The following is a 16,915-nucleotide window of genomic DNA, read 5'->3' as shown; positions in this document are numbered from 1 at the left end:
AAAAATAATTCTCATTTAGTTCAGGATGACTAAAGCGGGGAATTCCTGAAGCCGTGCGGAGGTGATGTGTGCCAGCGAGCGGACCACATCCAGCGGTTGGTCGAGACGGTAATTGCCGGTCACCGCGACGTCGGCCAATTGCTCGTTGTTGTTGATGATCCAGCCCGGATAGTAGCGACGCAGCTCTGCCAGTACCTGGCTCAGCGGGCAGTTCTCGAACACCAGTCGGCCCTGGACCCAGGCCAGTTCGGTGGCGGCATCGAGCTTGGCGGGCCGGTCGAAACCGTTGGGGCCGATACGAATGCTTTCACCGGCGCTGAGGCGCACACGCGTATCGTCGTGCGTCGCCCGCAAGTCGACATCCCCGCGCTGCACCCGAACCTGCGTCACGCCGTCCAGATAACGCACGGCAAACGCGGTATCGCGCACGCTGGCCGTAACGGGCCCGGCGTCGATTTCCAATGGCTGGCCACGACTGGCTTGCACTTCGAAAAACGCTTCGCCCTGATACAACCTGGCCACGCGCTGTTGATCGTTGATGGTGCTGGAAAACGCCGAGTCGGTATTGAGCAGCACTTTGGAGCCGTCCTCCAATTGCAGGCGCTGGCGTTCACCGATCACGGTCAAGTGGTCGGCCTGAAGGCGCATCGGCAGGTTGCTGAAACTGAACAGGCCGAGGATCAACACGGCGGCCGTCGCCAAGGGTTTCCAGTGCGGACGCAGGCGCGACAGGACGGTTACTTTCGGCGGCCGGGCGGCCAGTTGTTGTGCGCATTGCACCACTTGCGGGCCATCCCAGATCGCCTGCGCCTTGGCGAACGCCTCGGCATGCAGCAGATCAGCAGCCAGCCAGTCATGAAACGCCTGGGTCTGGTCTTCGCTCGGGCTGCCCAGCACGATCAGCCAGTCCAGGGCCTGGTCCATCGCGTTGGCGGGGTCCCTGGCCGGCGAGGGCGAAGGGGAGCGGTGGGTGTCCGTCACGGTGTTTCCTCGGCAGTGTCTGTGCACGGCTGTTTTTTTGGTGAGGCTTGGAAGTGGGGCAAGGGTAGCAAAGCCTGACGAACTCAGTCGCCGTTTGAGCGCTCGGCGACTCCGATGCAGATCGTCATGATCAGCTTCAGTTCCTTCTGCACAGTACTCAACGAGACGCCGAGCTTCTCGGCGATCTCCAGATAACTGTGTCCGTTCAGGCGGCTGAGGATAAAAATCTGCTGCTGACGATGGCTCAGTTCACCGAGGCTCACGTTCAAACGCTCCAGCAATTGTTCGGCATGGACGGCATCTTCGGCGCTGCTGGTAGGGGCGGCGATGCTTTCCACCACGTCCAGCGGCACGTCGTCGAGCAGGGTGCGGGACTGAATGCGACGCGCGCGCAAATGGTCCAGCGCCAGGTTGCGGGCGGTCTGGAACACGAAGGGTTCGAGGTGATCGATGGGCCGTTCACCCAGCGCGCGAGTCACTCGCAGGTAGGTCTCCTGCAGGAGGTCTTCGGCAGTGCTGTGATTGTTGACCATCCGCTCCAACGTGCGCAGCAGCGAAACGCGCTGGGCGATGAAGACATGATTGAAGCGCGATTGACTCACGGGGGAACCTGATCCATTTTGAGCGAATGATAATGCTTATCATCCGCTCGGATGGTCAAGTACTGATTGTGAGGGGTTACGCTCGGCCGGATAAATACGTCGCGTAATCGGGGATGCGATGTTCGTGTGCCTGATCCATCAACGGGCTGCTGAGCAGGTAGTCGGCGCTGCATTCATTGCACGCCACCGGAATGTTCCAGACCGCCGCCACGCGCAGCAAAGCCTTGATGTCCGGGTCGTGTGGTTGCGGCTCGAACGGGTCCCAGAAAAACACCAGCAGGTCGACGCGCTGCTCGGCGATGCGTGCGCCGAGCTGTTGGTCACCGCCTAGGGGGCCGCTGATCATGCTTTCCACCGGCAGGTCGAGGCGTTGTTGTAATAACAACCCGGTGGTGCCGGTGGCGAGCAGTTCATGTTGCGCGAGTTTGTCTTTGTGCCGTTCGGCCCAGTCCAGCAAAAACACTTTGCAGTGGTCATGGGCGACCAAGGCGATACGCTTGCGCGCCGCCAGGGTCTTTTGCGTAAAACTGATACCGATCATCGGTGACTGCTCCGGGCTTATTCAGCGTTGCACAACGCCAGGCAGTTATCGAGCATGCGGTTGGAGAAGCCCCATTCGTTGTCGTACCAGGCCAACACCTTGAGCAGCTTGCCGCTGGACTTGGTGTGGTTGGCGTCGAAGATCGACGACAGCGGGTTGTGGTTGAAGTCGCTGGAAACCAGCGGCAGGGTGTTGTACCCGAGAATCTTCGAATGCTGGCTGGCTTCTTTCATCAGCGCATTCACTTCATCGGCCGATGCTTCACGCTTGAGCTGAACGGTCAGGTCCACCAGCGACACATTGATCACGGGCACGCGAACGGCCATGCCGGTCAGCTTGCCCGCCAGTTCCGGCAGGACGAGGCCGACGGCTTCAGCGGCACCGGTCTTGCTCGGGATCATGTTCTGGGTGGCGGAACGGGCGCGGTACGGGTCGGTGTGATAGACATCGGTCAGGTTTTGATCGTTGGTGTAGGCGTGGATCGTGGTCATCAGACCGCTCTCGATCCCGAGTTCACGGTGCAGCACCTGAGCGACCGGGGCCAGGCAGTTGGTGGTGCACGACGCGTTGGAAATGATTTGGTGGTGTTGGCGCAAAATGTCGTGGTTAACCCCATACACCACGGTGGCGTCGGCGCCTTTGGCCGGGGCCGAGATGATGACTTTGCGCGCGCCGGCCGTAATATGCGCGGCGGCTTTGGCGCGGTCGGTGAACAGACCGGTGCATTCGAACACGACATCAATCTTTTCTGCAGCCCAGGGCAGTTCGGCGGGGTTGCGAATGGCGCTGACGGCGATGCGGTCGCCGTTGACGGTCAGGCTCTCCTGGTCGTGCTGGACATCGGCGTCGAACGTGCCGTGAACAGTGTCGTACTTGAGCAGATGAGCGTTGATCGCGCTGTCACCCAAATCATTGATGGCAACGATCTGCAGGTCCTGACGATAGCCTTGGGTATACAGTGCGCGTAAGACGTTGCGGCCAATTCGGCCAAAACCATTGATTGCGATTCGAAGAGTCATTTAACAGGGCCGCCGTCGTTTTGTTGTTGGAATTACAAGATTATTCGCATAAAAATAGAAAACAAGCCTTTTTAATGGCAATATTTTGTTCAATCTACAACGAGTGACCTGAACAAACTGGTCCGACCGATCAAGAAAACCGTCTGTCATCCCAATCACAACGGTCCTTGTTCAGCATAGACAATCAGGTCGCCACATCCGTTAGCCTGGAGTTCTACACATGCATCCCCGCGTCCTTGAGGTCACCGAACGGCTTATCGCCCGTAGCCGCGCCACACGTGAGGCCTACCTTGCTTTGATTCGCGGTGCGGCCAGCGACGGTCCGATGCGCGGCAAGCTGCAATGCGCCAACTTCGCCCACGGCGTGGCGGGTTGCGGTACGGAAGACAAGAACAGTCTGCGGATGATGAACTCCGCCAACATCGCGATAGTTTCGTCATATAACGACATGCTCTCGGCACACCAGCCGTATGAAGTCTTCCCGGAACAGATCAAAAGAGCGCTGCGCGAGATCGGTTCGGTCGGCCAGTTTGCCGGCGGCACCCCGGCCATGTGCGACGGCGTGACCCAGGGCGAGCCGGGCATGGAACTGAGCTTGCCGAGCCGCGAAGTGATCGCGATGTCCACCGCCGTGGCGTTATCCCACAACATGTTCGACGGCGCGCTGATGCTCGGCATCTGCGACAAGATCGTGCCGGGCCTGATGATGGGGGCTTTGCGTTTCGGTCATCTGCCGACGATTTTTGTGCCGGGCGGGCCGATGGTCTCGGGCATTTCCAACAAGCAGAAAGCCGATGTGCGCCAGCGCTACGCCGAAGGCAAGGCCAGCCGCGAAGAGCTGTTGGAATCGGAAATGAATTCCTACCACAGCCCTGGCACCTGCACGTTCTACGGCACCGCCAACACCAACCAATTGCTGATGGAAGTCATGGGCCTGCACTTGCCGGGCGCCTCCTTCGTCAACCCGAACACGCCACTGCGCGATGCCTTGACTCGCGAAGCGGCGCACCAGGTAACGCGTCTGACCAAGCAGAACGGCGACTTCATGCCGATCGGCGAAATCGTCGACGAGCGTTCGCTGGTCAACTCCATCGTGGCGCTGCATGCCACGGGCGGCTCGACCAACCACACCTTGCACATGCCGGCCATCGCCATGGCGGCGGGTATCCAGTTGACCTGGCAGGACATGGCCGACCTCTCCGAAGTCGTGCCGACCCTGAGCCACGTCTACCCGAACGGCAAAGCCGACATCAACCACTTCCAGGCGGCGGGCGGCATGTCGTTCCTGATCCGCGAACTGCTGGACGCCGGGCTGCTCCACGAAAACGTCAACACCGTGCTGGGTCACGGCCTGCGTCGTTACACCATGGAACCGTTCCTCGATAACGGCGAACTGGTCTGGCGCGAAGGCGTGACCGACAGCCTCGACGAAAGCATCCTGCGCCCGGTCGCTCGCGCCTTTTCGCCTGAGGGCGGTTTGCGGGTGATGGAAGGCAACCTGGGGCGCGGCGTGATGAAAGTCTCGGCCGTAGCCTTGGAAAACCAGATCGTCGAAGCACCGGCGATGGTGTTCCAGGATCAGCAGGACCTGGCCGATGCGTTCAAGGCCGGTTTGCTGGAGAAGGATTTTGTCGCGGTGATGCGCTTCCAGGGCCCGCGCTCCAATGGCATGCCGGAACTGCACAAGATGACGCCGTTCCTTGGCGTGCTGCAGGATCGTGGCTTCAAAGTGGCGCTGGTGACGGACGGGCGTATGTCCGGTGCCTCGGGCAAAATCCCGGCGGCGATTCATGTCAGCCCCGAAGCGTATGTCGGTGGCGCTTTGGCGCGGGTGCAAGAGGGCGATATCATCCGCGTCGATGGCGTCAAAGGCACCCTGGAGCTTAAGGTGGACGCCGCTGAATTCGCAGCGCGCGAACCTGCCAAGGGCCTGTTGGGCAATAACATTGGCAGCGGTCGTGAACTGTTTGGTTTCATGCGCATGGCCTTCAGCTCGGCGGAGCAGGGCGCCAGCGCCTTTACTTCTGCCCTGGAGACGCTTAATTGAAACTGGCTTTGGTCGGTGACATCGGTGGGACCAACGCACGTTTCGCGTTGTGGAAAAACCAGCAACTGGAATCGGTCCAGGTGCTGGCGACGGCAGACTTCGCCCATCCGGAAGACGCGATCAATCTTTACCTGAGTGGTTTGGGGCTGGCGCCGGGTTCGATCGGCTCGGTGTGCCTGTCGGTGGCCGGTCCCGTGAGTGGCGATGAATTCAAGTTCACCAACAATCACTGGCGACTGAGCCGCAAGGGTTTCTGCGAGACCTTGCAGGTCGAGCAGCTGTTGCTGGTCAATGACTTCTCGGCCATGGCGCTGGGCATGACCCGTTTGCAGCCCGGCGAATTCCGCGTGGTCTGCGAAGGCATGCCGGAACCGTTGCGCCCGGCCGTGGTGATTGGTCCGGGCACTGGTCTTGGCGTGGGTACGTTGCTGGATCTCGGTGAAGGGCGTTTTGCCGCGTTGCCGGGTGAGGGCGGTCACGTCGACTTGCCGTTGAGCAGTCCGCGGGAAACTCAGCTGTGGCAACACATCTTCAATGAGATCGGGCATGTCAGTGCTGAAACCGCGTTGAGCGGCGGCGGTTTGCCACGGGTTTACCGGGCGATTTGTGCGGTGGACGGTCACACGCCGGTACTTGAAACCCCGGAAGCGATTACTGCGGCCGGGTTGGCCGGTGACCCGATTGCATTGGAAGTGCTGGAGCAGTTCTGTTGCTGGCTTGGCCGCGTGGCCGGCAACAACGTGCTGACCACCGGCGCGCGCGGTGGCGTGTACATCGTTGGCGGGGTGATCCCGCGGTTCGCCGATTTCTTCCTTGAAAGCGGATTTGCCCGGTGCTTCGCCGACAAGGGCTGCATGAGCGACTACTTCAAAGGCATCCCGGTGTGGCTGGTGACGGCACCGTATTCAGGGCTGATGGGCGCAGGCGTGGCGCTCGAACAGGCTTGAGACCGAGTACCATTCATCGCGAGCAAGCTCGGCTCCTACACAGGGTTGTGATGACCTGTAGGCGCTGAGCTTGCTCGCGATGGGGCCCTCACAGACACCAACGTTCTTTGCACGATCAGGCATAATCCGCCCAATTCAAACAACAAGGACGCCGCCCCGTGAGCTCAGTCAACAAGTCGATTTTGTTGGTCGATGACGATCAAGAGATACGCGAGTTGCTGGACACCTACCTGACCCGCGCCGGTTTCCAGGTCCGCACCACGCCCGATGGCGCCGGTTTTCGCCAGGCGCTGAACGAGGCGCCGAGCGATCTGGTGATCCTCGATGTGATGCTCCCGGACGAAGATGGCTTCAGCCTCTGCCGCTGGGTTCGCCAGCACCCGCGTCAGGCGCAAGTGCCGATCATCATGCTCACCGCCAGCTCCGACGAAGCCGACCGGGTCATTGGCCTGGAGCTGGGTGCTGACGATTACCTCGGCAAACCGTTCAGCCCACGTGAATTGCAGGCGCGCATCAAGGCGTTGTTGCGCCGCGCGCAGTTCGGTCAGGAACGCAACGGAGGCGAAGTGCTGGCCTTCGATGACTGGCGCCTGGACATGGTCAGCCATCGACTGTTCCACACCGACGGTGAAGAAGTGATTCTGTCCGGCGCCGATTTCGCGTTGCTGAAACTGTTCCTCGACCACCCCCAGGAAATCCTCGATCGAGACACCATCGGCAACGCCACCCGGGGTCGCGATTTGATGCCGCTGGACCGCATCGTCGACATGGCGGTCAGCCGTTTGCGTCAACGCCTGCGTGACACTGAAAAACCGCCACGATTGATCCGCACCGTGCGCGGCAGCGGCTATCAACTGGCCGCCAATGTGATTGCCAGCAATGGCCACTGAGTCTTTGCGCAAGCTTGCGGCCAAGGTGCCGATGCCGCGTTCGCTGCTGGGGCGGATGTTGCTGCTGACGTTGCTGGCGGTGTTGTTTGCGCAGACGTTGTCGAGCGTTATCTGGGTGTCGCAATTGCGCGCGACGCAGCTTGAAGGCCTGGTCACCAGTGCCCGCAGCCTGGCGCATTCGATGACGGCCAGCGTCAGTTATTTCCGCTCGCTGCCGGTCGCTTTCAGGCCGTTGGTGCTGGACCAGTTGCGCAGTATGGGCGGCACCCGATTCGTGGTGACCCTCAACGACAAACCCTTGGGCATGGACGTGCTGCCGATCACCCCGCGCAAGGAAGCGGTGCTCAAAGCGGTGGACGAAGTGCTGCGCCAGTCACTGGGTCAGGACACCGACATTTCGGTGACCTTCGTCAGCCCCGAAGACCTGCGAATTTTCAACGGTGGCCTGAAGCTCGACGAATTGCCTCGCTCGTGGGCGCACTACGCCTTGACGCTGGAGCCGGTGAACCCGCCTGTGCTGGTTACGCAAATCCAGATGGCGCCGGGTGAATGGCTGTACATCGCCTCGCTGCTGCCCGAGCCCTACACCAGTCTTGAAGAGCAGGGGCTGCCGGCGCAGCAGGTCTGGTTCATTGTGCTCACCAGCGGTTTTCTGCTGCTGTTCATCGGTTTGCTGGTGCACTGGCAGAGCCGTCCGCTCAAGCGTCTGGCCCGTGCCGCCCGGGACATGTCGCTGGGGGCCGACGTGCAATCGGTGGCTGAGGGCGGCGGCAGTGAAGTGGTCGAAGTGAGCCGTGCATTCAATGCCATGCGCGAACGCATCAGCCGGTACCTGACCGAGCGCAGCCAGTTGTTCAGTGCGATTTCCCATGACCTGCGTACGCCCATCACTCGCTTGCGCCTGCGCGTGGAATTGCTGGAAGACGAAAAGCTGCAAGCCAAGTTCGGACGGGATCTGGATGAGCTGGAGTTGCTGGTCAAAGGCGCGCTGCAATGCGTGAAAGACACCGACATTCACGAAAACATCGAACCGGTGGACCTCAACCATGTGCTTGATTGCCTGGTGGAGCCGTATCTGGCACCCAATGGCAATGGTCGCGTGACTCAGCAGGGGCGGGCGCTGGCAGCGTACCCCGGCAAGCCGTTGGCACTTAAACGTTGTATTGGCAACCTGATCGACAACGCCTTGAAGTACGGGCAGAACGCGCATTTGCACATCGATGATGACGACAGTGCGTTTGTCCTGCATGTCGATGACGAAGGGCCGGGCGTGCCCGAGCAACGGTTGGAACAGGTCTTCGAACCGCACTTTCGCCTGGCCGGGCAGCAGCAGGGGTATGGGCTGGGGCTGGGAATTGCGCGCAACATTGCGCATAGCCATGGTGGGGAAGTGAGCCTGCAAAACCTGCGTGAGGGTGGGTTGCGGGTGACGTTGCAGTTGCCGCGCAGCGTTGACTAGTCAGACCGCGTTATCGTTCATCGCGAGCAAGCTTTGCTCCCACAGGTATTGCGCCCATCCTGTAGGAGCCGAGCTTGCTCGCGATGGCGTCAGACCATTCAACACACTCCTCAAGGCGAATGTCACAGACTGGTGACATAACTCGCCCCCTTCGTTACCTGCCTGTCATCGCCCGTTGTTTAGACTGCCCTCCAGTCATAACAACAAAAAAGGTATGCCATGGACACCTTCCAACCGGCGTTCAGCAGTTGGCTGAACGCGCCTGCCCATCAGCAATGGCTTGCAGCTGAAGGCCTGCGCCTGCTGGCGTTTGCCAAGGCTTCAACGCTTGCCGACGGCTTCGGCAATCTGGATGAAAAAGGCCGCCTGCCGGCCAACGCCTACGCCGAAACCATGAACACCGCCCGCATGACCCACAGCTTCGCCATGGCGCACATCCAGGGGCTTGCGGGGTTTGCGGAGTTGGTGGATCACGGCGTCCGCGCCCTCAGCGGGCCGCTGCGCGATGCCGAACACGGGGGCTGGTTTGCGGTCGCGCATCATCGCGACGGCAACACTGGTAAGGCCGCCTACCTGCACGCCTTTGTTGCGTTGGCCGCCAGTTCCGCCGTCGTCGCCCAGCGTCCCGGCGCACAAGCCTTGCTCGACGATGCAATCAATATCATCGACACGCATTTCTGGAGCGAGGAGGAAGGCGCGATGCGCGAATCCTTCAATCGCGACTGGCGTGAAGAGGAGGCCTATCGCGGTGCCAACAGCAACATGCACGCCACCGAAGCCTTCCTCGCACTGGCCGATGTCACCCAGGACAACCGCTGGCTGTGCCGTGCACAACGCATCGTCGAGCGCGTCATTCACGGTCATGCCGCGGCCAATGATTATCTGGTGATCGAGCATTTCGACCGTCAGTGGCAGCCGCTACGCGAGTACAACCACGACAACCCGGCCGACGGTTTTCGCCCCTACGGCACCACACCGGGCCACGGTTTTGAATGGGCGCGACTGGTGCTGCACCTTGAAGCGGCGCGGGTTCAGGCGGGAATGCTCACGCCAGGCTGGCTCGCCACCGACGCGCAAAAACTCTTCGACCACAACTGCCGTCACGGCTGGGATGTCGATGGGCTGCCCGGGATTGTCTACACCCTCGACTGGGACAATCGGGCGGTGGTTCGCCACCGTCTGCACTGGACCCATTGCGAAGCCAGTGCCGCCGCCAGTGCGTTGTTTAAACGCACCAGCGATGCGCGATACGAAACCTGGTACCGACTATTCTGGGAATTCTGTGACAGTCATTTTATCGATCGTTGCGACGGCAGTTGGCACCATGAGCTGGATCCGCAAAACCGCCCAAGTGCTGATATCTGGGCCGGTAAACCCGACCTGTATCACGCCTGGCAAGCCGTATTGATTCCGCGTCTGCCTCTGGCGCCGAGCATGGCCACGGCTCTGGGCCAGTTGTCTCAGAGTGCGCCTGTGTAACCATGCAGTGACATTCCAGCGTCCCTTCGTTACCTGCGAGGGGATAACTCCTGTTTAAAATCCTATGCAGCGCAAGCACCAGACTTGCATGCATAACAACAAGAAAGGTACTTCTAGATGAATGCGATTTCTCGCCTCGCTACTGTCATTTCTCTCGCCTCCCTGTCTGCGCTCCCTCTCAGTGTGCTTGCCGCCGAATCCAAAGGTTCCGTGGAAGTTGTTCACTGGTGGACGTCGGGTGGTGAAAAAGCAGCGGTCGATGTGCTCAAGGCTCAAGTCGAAAAAGACGGCTTCACCTGGAAAGACGGCGCTGTCGCCGGCGGTGGTGGTTCTACGGCCATGACCGTGCTCAAAAGCCGCGCCGTAGCGGGTAACCCGCCGGGCGTCGCACAGATCAAAGGCCCGGACATCCAGGAGTGGGGCAGCACTGGCCTGCTCAGCACCGACGCGTTGAAAGACGTTTCCAAGTCGGAAAACTGGGATGGCCTGCTGTCCAGGAAAGTCTCCGATACCGTGAAGTACGAAGGTGACTACGTCGCCGTTCCGGTGAACATTCACCGTGTGAACTGGCTGTGGATCAACCCGGAAGTGTTCAAGAAAGCCGGGATCGAAAAAGCTCCGACCACCCTCGAAGAATTCTATGCCGCTGGCGACAAGCTCAAAGCCGCAGGCTTCATCGCCCTGGCCCACGGCGGTCAGCCTTGGCAGGACAGCACCGTGTTTGAAGACGTGGTGCTCTCGGTCATGGGCGCCGACGGTTACAAGAAAGCCCTGGTCGACCTGGACCAGAAAACCCTCTCCGGCCCGGAGATGACCAAGTCGTTCACCGAACTGAAAAAAATCACCGGCTACATGGACCCGAACCGCGCCGGTCGTGACTGGAACATCGCCGCCGCCGACGTCATCGGCGGCAAGGCCGGTATGCAGATGATGGGCGACTGGGCGAAAAGCGAATGGACAGCGGCGAAGAAAGTCGCGGGCAAGGACTACCAGTGCGTACCGTTCCCGGGCACCGAAAAAGCCTTCACCTACAACATCGACTCCCTGGCGGTGTTCAAGCTCAAAGCGGATCGCAAGGGTGACATCGCTGCCCAGCAAGACCTGGCCAAGGTCGCATTGGGCACTGATTTCCAGAAAGTCTTCAGCATGAACAAAGGGTCGATCCCGGTGCGTAACGACATGCTGAATGAAATGGACAAGCTCGGCTTCGACGAGTGCGCCCAGAAGTCAGCGAAGGACTTCGTTGCGGACGACAAGACGGGCGGCCTGCAACCGAGCATGGCGCACAACATGGCCACCTCCCTGGCCGTACAGGGCGCGATCTTCGATGTGGTCACCAACTTCATGAACGACAAGGATGCTGACCCGGCCAAGGCCAGCGCCCAACTGGCATCGGCTGTCAAAGCGGCCCAGTAATCCCCTGTAGGAGCTGAGCTAGCTCGCGATAGCGGTGTAACAGTCGACATCTCTTTTGAATGTCAGTCCGTCATCGCGAGCAAGCTCGGCTCCCACAAGGGCTGTGTCGATCTCACTTCTCTCCACCTGGATTATCCCGATGAGCTCTGTGGCGGTTTTCAGCAAAGCCTCACCGTTCGATGCGCTGCAACGCTGGTTACCCAAGTTGGTACTGGCGCCGAGCATGCTGATCGTGTTGGTTGGTTTCTACGGTTACATCATCTGGACGTTCATTCTGTCCTTTACCAATTCCAGCTTCATGCCGAGCTACAAGTGGGTCGGCCTGCAGCAATACATGCGCCTGATGGACAACGATCGCTGGTGGGTCGCGAGCAAAAACCTCGCGGTGTTCGGCGGCATGTTCATCGGTATCAGCCTGGTGCTCGGCGTGTTCCTCGCCGTGTTGCTGGACCAGCGCATTCGCAAGGAAGGTTTCATTCGCACCGTTTACCTGTACCCGATGGCGCTCTCGATGATCGTCACCGGTACCGCATGGAAATGGCTGCTCAACCCAGGCCTGGGTCTGGACAAGATGCTGCGTGACTGGGGCTGGGAAGGCTTTCGCCTTGACTGGCTGGTGGATCAGGATCGCGTGGTCTACTGCCTGGTGATCGCCGCTGTGTGGCAAGCCTCCGGGTTTGTCATGGCGATGTTCCTCGCCGGTCTGCGCGGTGTCGATCAGTCGATCATCCGTGCCGCCCAGGTCGACGGTGCAAGCCTGCCGACCATCTACCTGAAGATCGTTTTGCCGAGCCTGCGCCCGGTGTTCTTCAGTGCCTTCATGATCCTTGCGCACATCGCGATCAAGAGCTTCGACCTGGTCGCGGCGATGACGGCGGGCGGCCCCGGCTACTCGTCCGACCTGCCGGCGATGTTCATGTATTCCTTCACCTTCAGCCGTGGCCAGATGGGCATCGGTTCGGCCAGCGCCATGCTCATGCTCGGTGCCGTGCTGACCATCCTCGTGCCGTACCTGTACTCCGAGCTGCGAGGCAAACGCCATGACTGATCAATTCGGAAAACGCAGCCTCAGCTTCAGCCGGGTCGCCATATACGCCACACTGCTGCTCGCAGCGGCGGTGTACCTGATCCCGCTGGTGGTGATGCTGCTGACCAGCTTCAAATCCCCGGAAGACATCCGCACCGGCAACCTGCTGAGCTGGCCGACCGTGATCGACGGTATCGGCTGGATCAAGGCCTGGGACGTGGTCGGCGGCTATTTCTGGAACTCGGTGAAGATCACCGTGCCGGCGGTGCTGATTTCCACCTTCATCGGTGCCATGAACGGTTACGTGCTGTCGATGTGGCGTTTCCGTGGCTCGCAACTGTTCTTCGGCCTGCTGCTGTTTGGCTGCTTCCTGCCGTTCCAGACCGTGCTGTTGCCGGCCTCGTTCACCCTCGGCAAGTTCGGCCTGGCCAACACCACCACCGGCCTGGTGCTGGTGCACGTGGTCTACGGCCTGGCGTTCACCACGCTGTTCTTCCGCAACTACTACGTGAGCATTCCGGATGCACTGGTCAAGGCTGCACGCCTGGACGGTGCGGGCTTCTTCACGATCTTCCTGAAGATCCTGCTGCCGATGTCGATCCCGATCGTGATGGTCTGCCTGATCTGGCAGTTCACTCAAATCTGGAACGACTTCCTGTTCGGCGTGGTGTTCGCCAGTGGCGATGCCCAGCCAATTACCGTGGCCCTGAACAACCTGGTCAACACCAGCACCGGGGCCAAGGAATACAACGTTGATATGGCCGCCGCGATGATCGCCGGGCTGCCGACACTGCTGGTCTACATATTCGCTGGCAAGTATTTCCTGCGTGGGCTGACGTCCGGCGCGGTCAAGGGGTAGAAACATGGCAACTCTCGAATTACGCAACGTCAACAAGACCTACGGTGCCGGTTTGCCGGACACCCTGAAAAACATCGAACTGAAGATCGATGACGGTGAGTTCCTGATCCTGGTAGGCCCATCGGGCTGCGGTAAATCCACGCTGATGAACTGCATCGCCGGCCTGGAAACCATCAGCGGCGGCGCAATCCTGGTGGACGATGCCGACATCAGCGGCATGAGCCCCAAGGATCGCGACATCGCCATGGTGTTCCAGTCCTACGCGCTGTACCCGACCATGAGCGTGCGCGACAACATCGCGTTCGGCCTGAAGATCCGCAAAATGCCGACTGCCGAAATTGACGAAGAAGTCGCTCGCGTCGCCAAATTGCTGCAGATCGAACACCTGCTTACCCGCAAGCCGGGTCAGCTCTCCGGTGGTCAACAACAGCGTGTCGCCATGGGCCGGGCCCTGGCGCGTCGGCCGAAGATTTACTTGTTCGACGAACCGCTGTCCAACCTCGACGCCAAGCTGCGGGTCGAGATGCGCACCGAAATGAAACTGATGCACCAGCGCCTGAAAACCACCACGGTCTACGTGACCCACGACCAGATCGAAGCGATGACCCTGGGCGACAAAGTGGCGGTGATGAAGGACGGGATCATCCAGCAGTTCGGCACGCCGAAAGACATCTACAACAACCCGGCCAACCTGTTCGTGGCGAGCTTCATCGGCTCGCCACCGATGAACTTCATCCCCCTGCGTTTGCAGCGCAAGGACGGTCGTCTGGTTGCATTGCTCGACAGCGGCCAGGCCCGTTGCGAGTTGCCACTGGGCATGCAGGATGCCGGCCTCGAAGACCGCGAAGTGATCCTGGGCATGCGCCCTGAACAGATCGTGTTGGCCAATGGCGAACCGAACGGATTGCCGACCATTCGCGCTGAAGTCCAGGTCACCGAGCCAACCGGCCCCGACACCCTGGTGTTCGTCAATCTCAATGACACCAAAGTCTGCTGCCGTCTGGCACCAGACGTCGCACCGGCGCCGGGCGAGACACTGACCCTGCAATTCGACCCATCGAAAGTGTTGTTGTTCGACGCCAAGACGGGGGAGCGTTTGGGGGTGGCGGGCTTGCCGAAAAGCGAAATGCACGCTGACAACGTGGCCCAATTCAAAGGCCGCTGAAGATAAAAAGTGTGGGAGCAGGCTTGCTCCCACAGGGGGATACGCGGCGGATGGCCTGTCGTCCGCTGCAACCGATGTCACCGCGTTAGAAAAAGAAAAGTTAATAACAATAAAACGAGGATGTAGGGATGAAGAAGAACAACAACGCTCAGCTTATCTGCCAGTTGTCAGCTGTTGCAGTGATGATGATGGCCGGTAGCGCACACGCGGCTGATGCGTTCAGCGCCGACTCCGAATGGATGACCGGTGATTGGGGTGGCGAGCGGACCAAGCTGATCGAGCAGGGCATCGACATCAAAATGGATTACGTCGGTGAAGTCGGCGGCAACCTCCATGGCGGTTTCAACGACGACAAAACGGCTCGTTACGCAGACCAGTTTGGCCTTGGGGCAGCACTGGACCTGCAAAAACTGTTTGGCTGGGATAACACTCAGGCCAAGATCCAGCTCACCAACCGTAACGGTGAGAACATCTCCAATGACCGTATCGGCGACCCGCGTGCCGGCACCTTGAGTTCCTCCCAGGAAGTCTATGGCCGTGGTCACATGGTCCGTCTGACCCAGTTGTGGATCAAGCACCAGTTCTTCGACAATAAACTGGACATCAAGGCCGGTTACTTCGGCGAAGGCGAAGACTTCAACACCTTCCCATGCGAGTTCCAGAACCTGGCGTTCTGTGGTTCCCAGGTGGGTAACTGGGCCACCAACATCTGGTACAACTGGCCGGTCATGCAGGCTGCGGTCCGCGTGAAGTACAACATCTCGCCTGAGTTCTATGCGCAGATCGGCGCGTACAACCAGAACACGTCGCAACTGGAGCACGGTAACGGCTTCAAGCTCAGCGGCAGTGGTACCAACGGCACCGTCCTGCCAGTCGAACTGGTCTGGTTGCCTAACCCTGGCAACCTGCCGGGCGAATACCGTGTCGGTTACTACAAAAGCACGGCCAAGGCCGATGACGTTCTCAAGGACGACAGCGGCAATGATGCGGCCACCAGCGGTAACGCCTATCGCAGCCACAGCAGCAAGCACGGCTATTGGTTCGTTGCACAGCAACAACTCACCAGCCACAACGGTGACAAGTCCCGCGGTCTGAACATTGCAGCCAACGCCACGTTCCACGACAAGGACACCAACATTGTCGACAACTACCAGTCGTTGATGTTTGTGTACAAGGGCCCGTTCGATGCGCGTCCTAAAGATGACATGGGCATCGGTTTCGCCCGTATCCATGTCAACGATGACGTGAAGAAAAACGCCGAGGCGGTCAACGCTGCCAACAATGTGACTGAGTATGAGGATCCACTGTTCTCGCCACTGCGGACCACTGAATACAACTACGAACTCAACTACGGCTTCCACGTTACCAACTGGCTGACCGTGCGTCCTAACCTGCAATACGTCACTCACCCAGGCGGTGTGGATGAAGTCGATAACGCGCTGGTGGCCGGTCTGAAAATTCAGTCGGTGTTCTAACGCTGTTGCGATAAGCTCCTCTCTATGTGCGCATATTTGCGGACAGCCAAGGCTGTCCGCTTTTTTTTGGGAGGCCTTAGAGGGCCTGTGGCGCACTGGGCACAACAGTTAGAGTACCCCCATTGATTTTCAGGACCGTGGCACATGCATGAGCATCCGCTACAACGCTTCTTCAAATCCTTGCGCGAACGTCCGGTGTTTGCGTGGGAGCGCTATCAGAAGCGCGACGTGTTGGTGATCGACCATCCGCTGTGTCAGGCGGTGTTCAGTCGCCAGGGCGCGCAGTTGCTGCACTTCCAGCCAACGGGTCAAAAACCCTGGCTGTGGTGCGCGGCGAAGTGGCCGCAGGTCGGCGCGATTCGGGGTGGCGTGCCGGTGTGCTGGCCGTGGTATGGCCGTCATCCGAGCGAGAATGCGTGGCCATCTCATGGCTGGGCGCGGTTGATCGACTGGAAGCTGCTCGACAGCCGCCATGACGACGATGGCGTGCGATTGCACTGGCAGCTTCAATTGTGTGACTGGCAAGTGGACCTGCACGCCCACCTTGGCGAACGCATGGAATTGCGCCTGAGCACCGAGCATCAGGACGACATGCCGTGCCAGTTGAGCCAGGCTTTGCATGCTTACTGGCGTATTGGCGATGTCAGCGAGATAGCGCTGTCTGGGCTCGATGGCGCGCAGGGTTATGACCATTTGAATCGCCAGAGTTGTCAGCAGGATGGTGAGTTGAGGGTCGATGGCGGGTGCCAGCGAGTGTTCCAGCAAGACGGCGAATTGCAACTCAAGGACCACGCCTGGCAGCGTGAGTTGTGCATTGATACGGGTGACGAGGCGGACACGGTGGTCTGGCATCCGGGCTCGCGGCCGTTGCTGGGGGTGAGCTGGAATGAAATATCAGAGTTTGTGTGTGTGGAAGCGGCCAGTGGCGGCACCCACAGCCTGAGCCTGGCGCCGGGACAGAAGGCGCATTTGAGTTTGCAGGCGCGGGTAGGGGCTTAGCGCAGATCA

General features: G+C 59.9%; 15 protein-coding genes. 11 read left to right on the top strand and 4 right to left on the bottom strand.

The genetic code is table 11. The annotated features are described in order from the left end of the window. Positions 1 to 15 precede the first annotated feature (15 nt). The 4 genes from AB4N76_RS07290 to gap form a co-directional block, all read right to left on the bottom strand. Positions 16 to 981, bottom strand: a complete 966-nt coding sequence (locus AB4N76_RS07290; RefSeq protein WP_077431386.1) for a FecR family protein — start codon at positions 979 to 981, stop codon at positions 16 to 18. Positions 982 to 1,064: 83 nt separating this feature from the next. Next, positions 1,065 to 1,583: an RNA polymerase sigma factor gene (locus tag AB4N76_RS07285; protein ID WP_077431387.1), complete on the bottom strand. Its 519-nt coding sequence runs from the start codon at positions 1,581 to 1,583 to the stop codon at positions 1,065 to 1,067. Between the two features lie 76 nt (positions 1,584 to 1,659). Further along, positions 1,660 to 2,124, bottom strand: a complete 465-nt coding sequence (locus AB4N76_RS07280; protein WP_046032036.1) for a methylglyoxal synthase — start codon at positions 2,122 to 2,124, stop codon at positions 1,660 to 1,662. A gap of 17 nt (positions 2,125 to 2,141) precedes the next feature. After that, on the bottom strand, positions 2,142 to 3,143 hold the full coding sequence (gene gap / locus AB4N76_RS07275; RefSeq protein ID WP_077431389.1) for a type I glyceraldehyde-3-phosphate dehydrogenase: 1,002 nt from the start codon (positions 3,141 to 3,143) through the stop codon (positions 2,142 to 2,144). Between the two features lie 220 nt (positions 3,144 to 3,363). Between gap and edd the strand changes: the two genes are divergently transcribed. The 11 genes from edd to AB4N76_RS07220 all read left to right on the top strand — a co-directional run bounded on the left by edd (position 3,364) and on the right by AB4N76_RS07220 (position 16,906). Beyond that, entirely contained in the window at positions 3,364 to 5,190 is a 1,827-nt protein-coding gene (gene edd / locus AB4N76_RS07270) for a phosphogluconate dehydratase (protein ID WP_046032034.1), read from the top strand. Continuing rightward, positions 5,187 to 6,137 carry a glucokinase gene (locus tag AB4N76_RS07265; RefSeq protein WP_046032033.1) on the top strand — a complete coding sequence of 317 codons (951 nt, stop codon included), beginning with the start codon at positions 5,187 to 5,189 and terminating at the stop codon, positions 6,135 to 6,137. Before edd ends, AB4N76_RS07265 begins: the two co-directional genes overlap by 4 nt. Positions 6,138 to 6,295: 158 nt before the next feature. After that, a complete protein-coding gene (locus AB4N76_RS07260; protein WP_046032032.1) occupies positions 6,296 to 7,027 on the top strand; it encodes a response regulator in 732 nt (243 codons plus the stop codon). Then, the gene (locus AB4N76_RS07255) at positions 7,017 to 8,486 is read left to right on the top strand and encodes an ATP-binding protein (protein WP_046032031.1); all 1,470 of its coding nucleotides are present in this window, start codon (positions 7,017 to 7,019) and stop codon (positions 8,484 to 8,486) included. Before AB4N76_RS07260 ends, AB4N76_RS07255 begins: the two co-directional genes overlap by 11 nt. A gap of 219 nt (positions 8,487 to 8,705) precedes the next feature. After that, entirely contained in the window at positions 8,706 to 9,965 is a 1,260-nt protein-coding gene (locus tag AB4N76_RS07250) for a D-mannose isomerase (RefSeq protein WP_460164319.1), read from the top strand. Positions 9,966 to 10,082: 117 nt separating this feature from the next. Further along, positions 10,083 to 11,381, top strand: coding sequence for an ABC transporter substrate-binding protein (locus AB4N76_RS07245; RefSeq protein WP_046032029.1), 1,299 nt, complete (start codon positions 10,083 to 10,085; stop codon positions 11,379 to 11,381). A gap of 139 nt (positions 11,382 to 11,520) precedes the next feature. Beyond that, complete coding sequence (locus AB4N76_RS07240) at positions 11,521 to 12,429, top strand: carbohydrate ABC transporter permease (RefSeq protein ID WP_007974433.1); 909 nt, start codon at positions 11,521 to 11,523, stop codon at positions 12,427 to 12,429. After that, positions 12,422 to 13,267, top strand: coding sequence for a carbohydrate ABC transporter permease (locus tag AB4N76_RS07235; RefSeq protein WP_046032028.1), 846 nt, complete (start codon positions 12,422 to 12,424; stop codon positions 13,265 to 13,267). The genes AB4N76_RS07240 and AB4N76_RS07235 overlap by 8 nt, the downstream gene beginning before the upstream one ends. A 4-nt stretch (positions 13,268 to 13,271) precedes the next feature. Next, positions 13,272 to 14,432: an ABC transporter ATP-binding protein gene (locus AB4N76_RS07230; protein WP_046032027.1), complete on the top strand. Its 1,161-nt coding sequence runs from the start codon at positions 13,272 to 13,274 to the stop codon at positions 14,430 to 14,432. 128 nt (positions 14,433 to 14,560) lie between these two features. After that, the gene (locus AB4N76_RS07225) at positions 14,561 to 15,907 is read left to right on the top strand and encodes a carbohydrate porin (RefSeq protein WP_046032026.1); all 1,347 of its coding nucleotides are present in this window, start codon (positions 14,561 to 14,563) and stop codon (positions 15,905 to 15,907) included. Between the two features lie 144 nt (positions 15,908 to 16,051). Then, a complete protein-coding gene (locus AB4N76_RS07220; protein WP_046032025.1) occupies positions 16,052 to 16,906 on the top strand; it encodes a D-hexose-6-phosphate mutarotase in 855 nt (284 codons plus the stop codon). Positions 16,907 to 16,915: the final 9 nt, after the last annotated feature.

This window comes from Pseudomonas sp. S2_F03 (assembly GCF_054668335.1).
This window is presented reverse-complemented; position numbering and strand designations above follow the sequence as displayed.

What these genes read in the sequence shown, in the direction of transcription:
- AB4N76_RS07220 (WP_046032025.1), top strand. Translation starts at nt 16,052, where the DNA reads ATGCATGAGCATCCGCTACAACGCTTCTTCAAATCCTTGCGCGAACGT.
- AB4N76_RS07280 (WP_046032036.1), bottom strand. Translation starts at nt 2,124, where the DNA reads ATGATCGGTATCAGTTTTACGCAAAAGACCCTGGCGGCGCGCAAGCGT.
- gap (WP_077431389.1), bottom strand. Translation starts at nt 3,143, where the DNA reads ATGACTCTTCGAATCGCAATCAATGGTTTTGGCCGAATTGGCCGCAAC.
- AB4N76_RS07235 (WP_046032028.1), top strand. Translation starts at nt 12,422, where the DNA reads ATGACTGATCAATTCGGAAAACGCAGCCTCAGCTTCAGCCGGGTCGCC.
- AB4N76_RS07255 (WP_046032031.1), top strand. Translation starts at nt 7,017, where the DNA reads ATGGCCACTGAGTCTTTGCGCAAGCTTGCGGCCAAGGTGCCGATGCCG.
- AB4N76_RS07250 (WP_460164319.1), top strand. Translation starts at nt 8,706, where the DNA reads ATGGACACCTTCCAACCGGCGTTCAGCAGTTGGCTGAACGCGCCTGCC.
- AB4N76_RS07230 (WP_046032027.1), top strand. Translation starts at nt 13,272, where the DNA reads ATGGCAACTCTCGAATTACGCAACGTCAACAAGACCTACGGTGCCGGT.
- AB4N76_RS07225 (WP_046032026.1), top strand. Translation starts at nt 14,561, where the DNA reads ATGAAGAAGAACAACAACGCTCAGCTTATCTGCCAGTTGTCAGCTGTT.
- AB4N76_RS07240 (WP_007974433.1), top strand. Translation starts at nt 11,521, where the DNA reads ATGAGCTCTGTGGCGGTTTTCAGCAAAGCCTCACCGTTCGATGCGCTG.
- AB4N76_RS07245 (WP_046032029.1), top strand. Translation starts at nt 10,083, where the DNA reads ATGAATGCGATTTCTCGCCTCGCTACTGTCATTTCTCTCGCCTCCCTG.
- edd (WP_046032034.1), top strand. Translation starts at nt 3,364, where the DNA reads ATGCATCCCCGCGTCCTTGAGGTCACCGAACGGCTTATCGCCCGTAGC.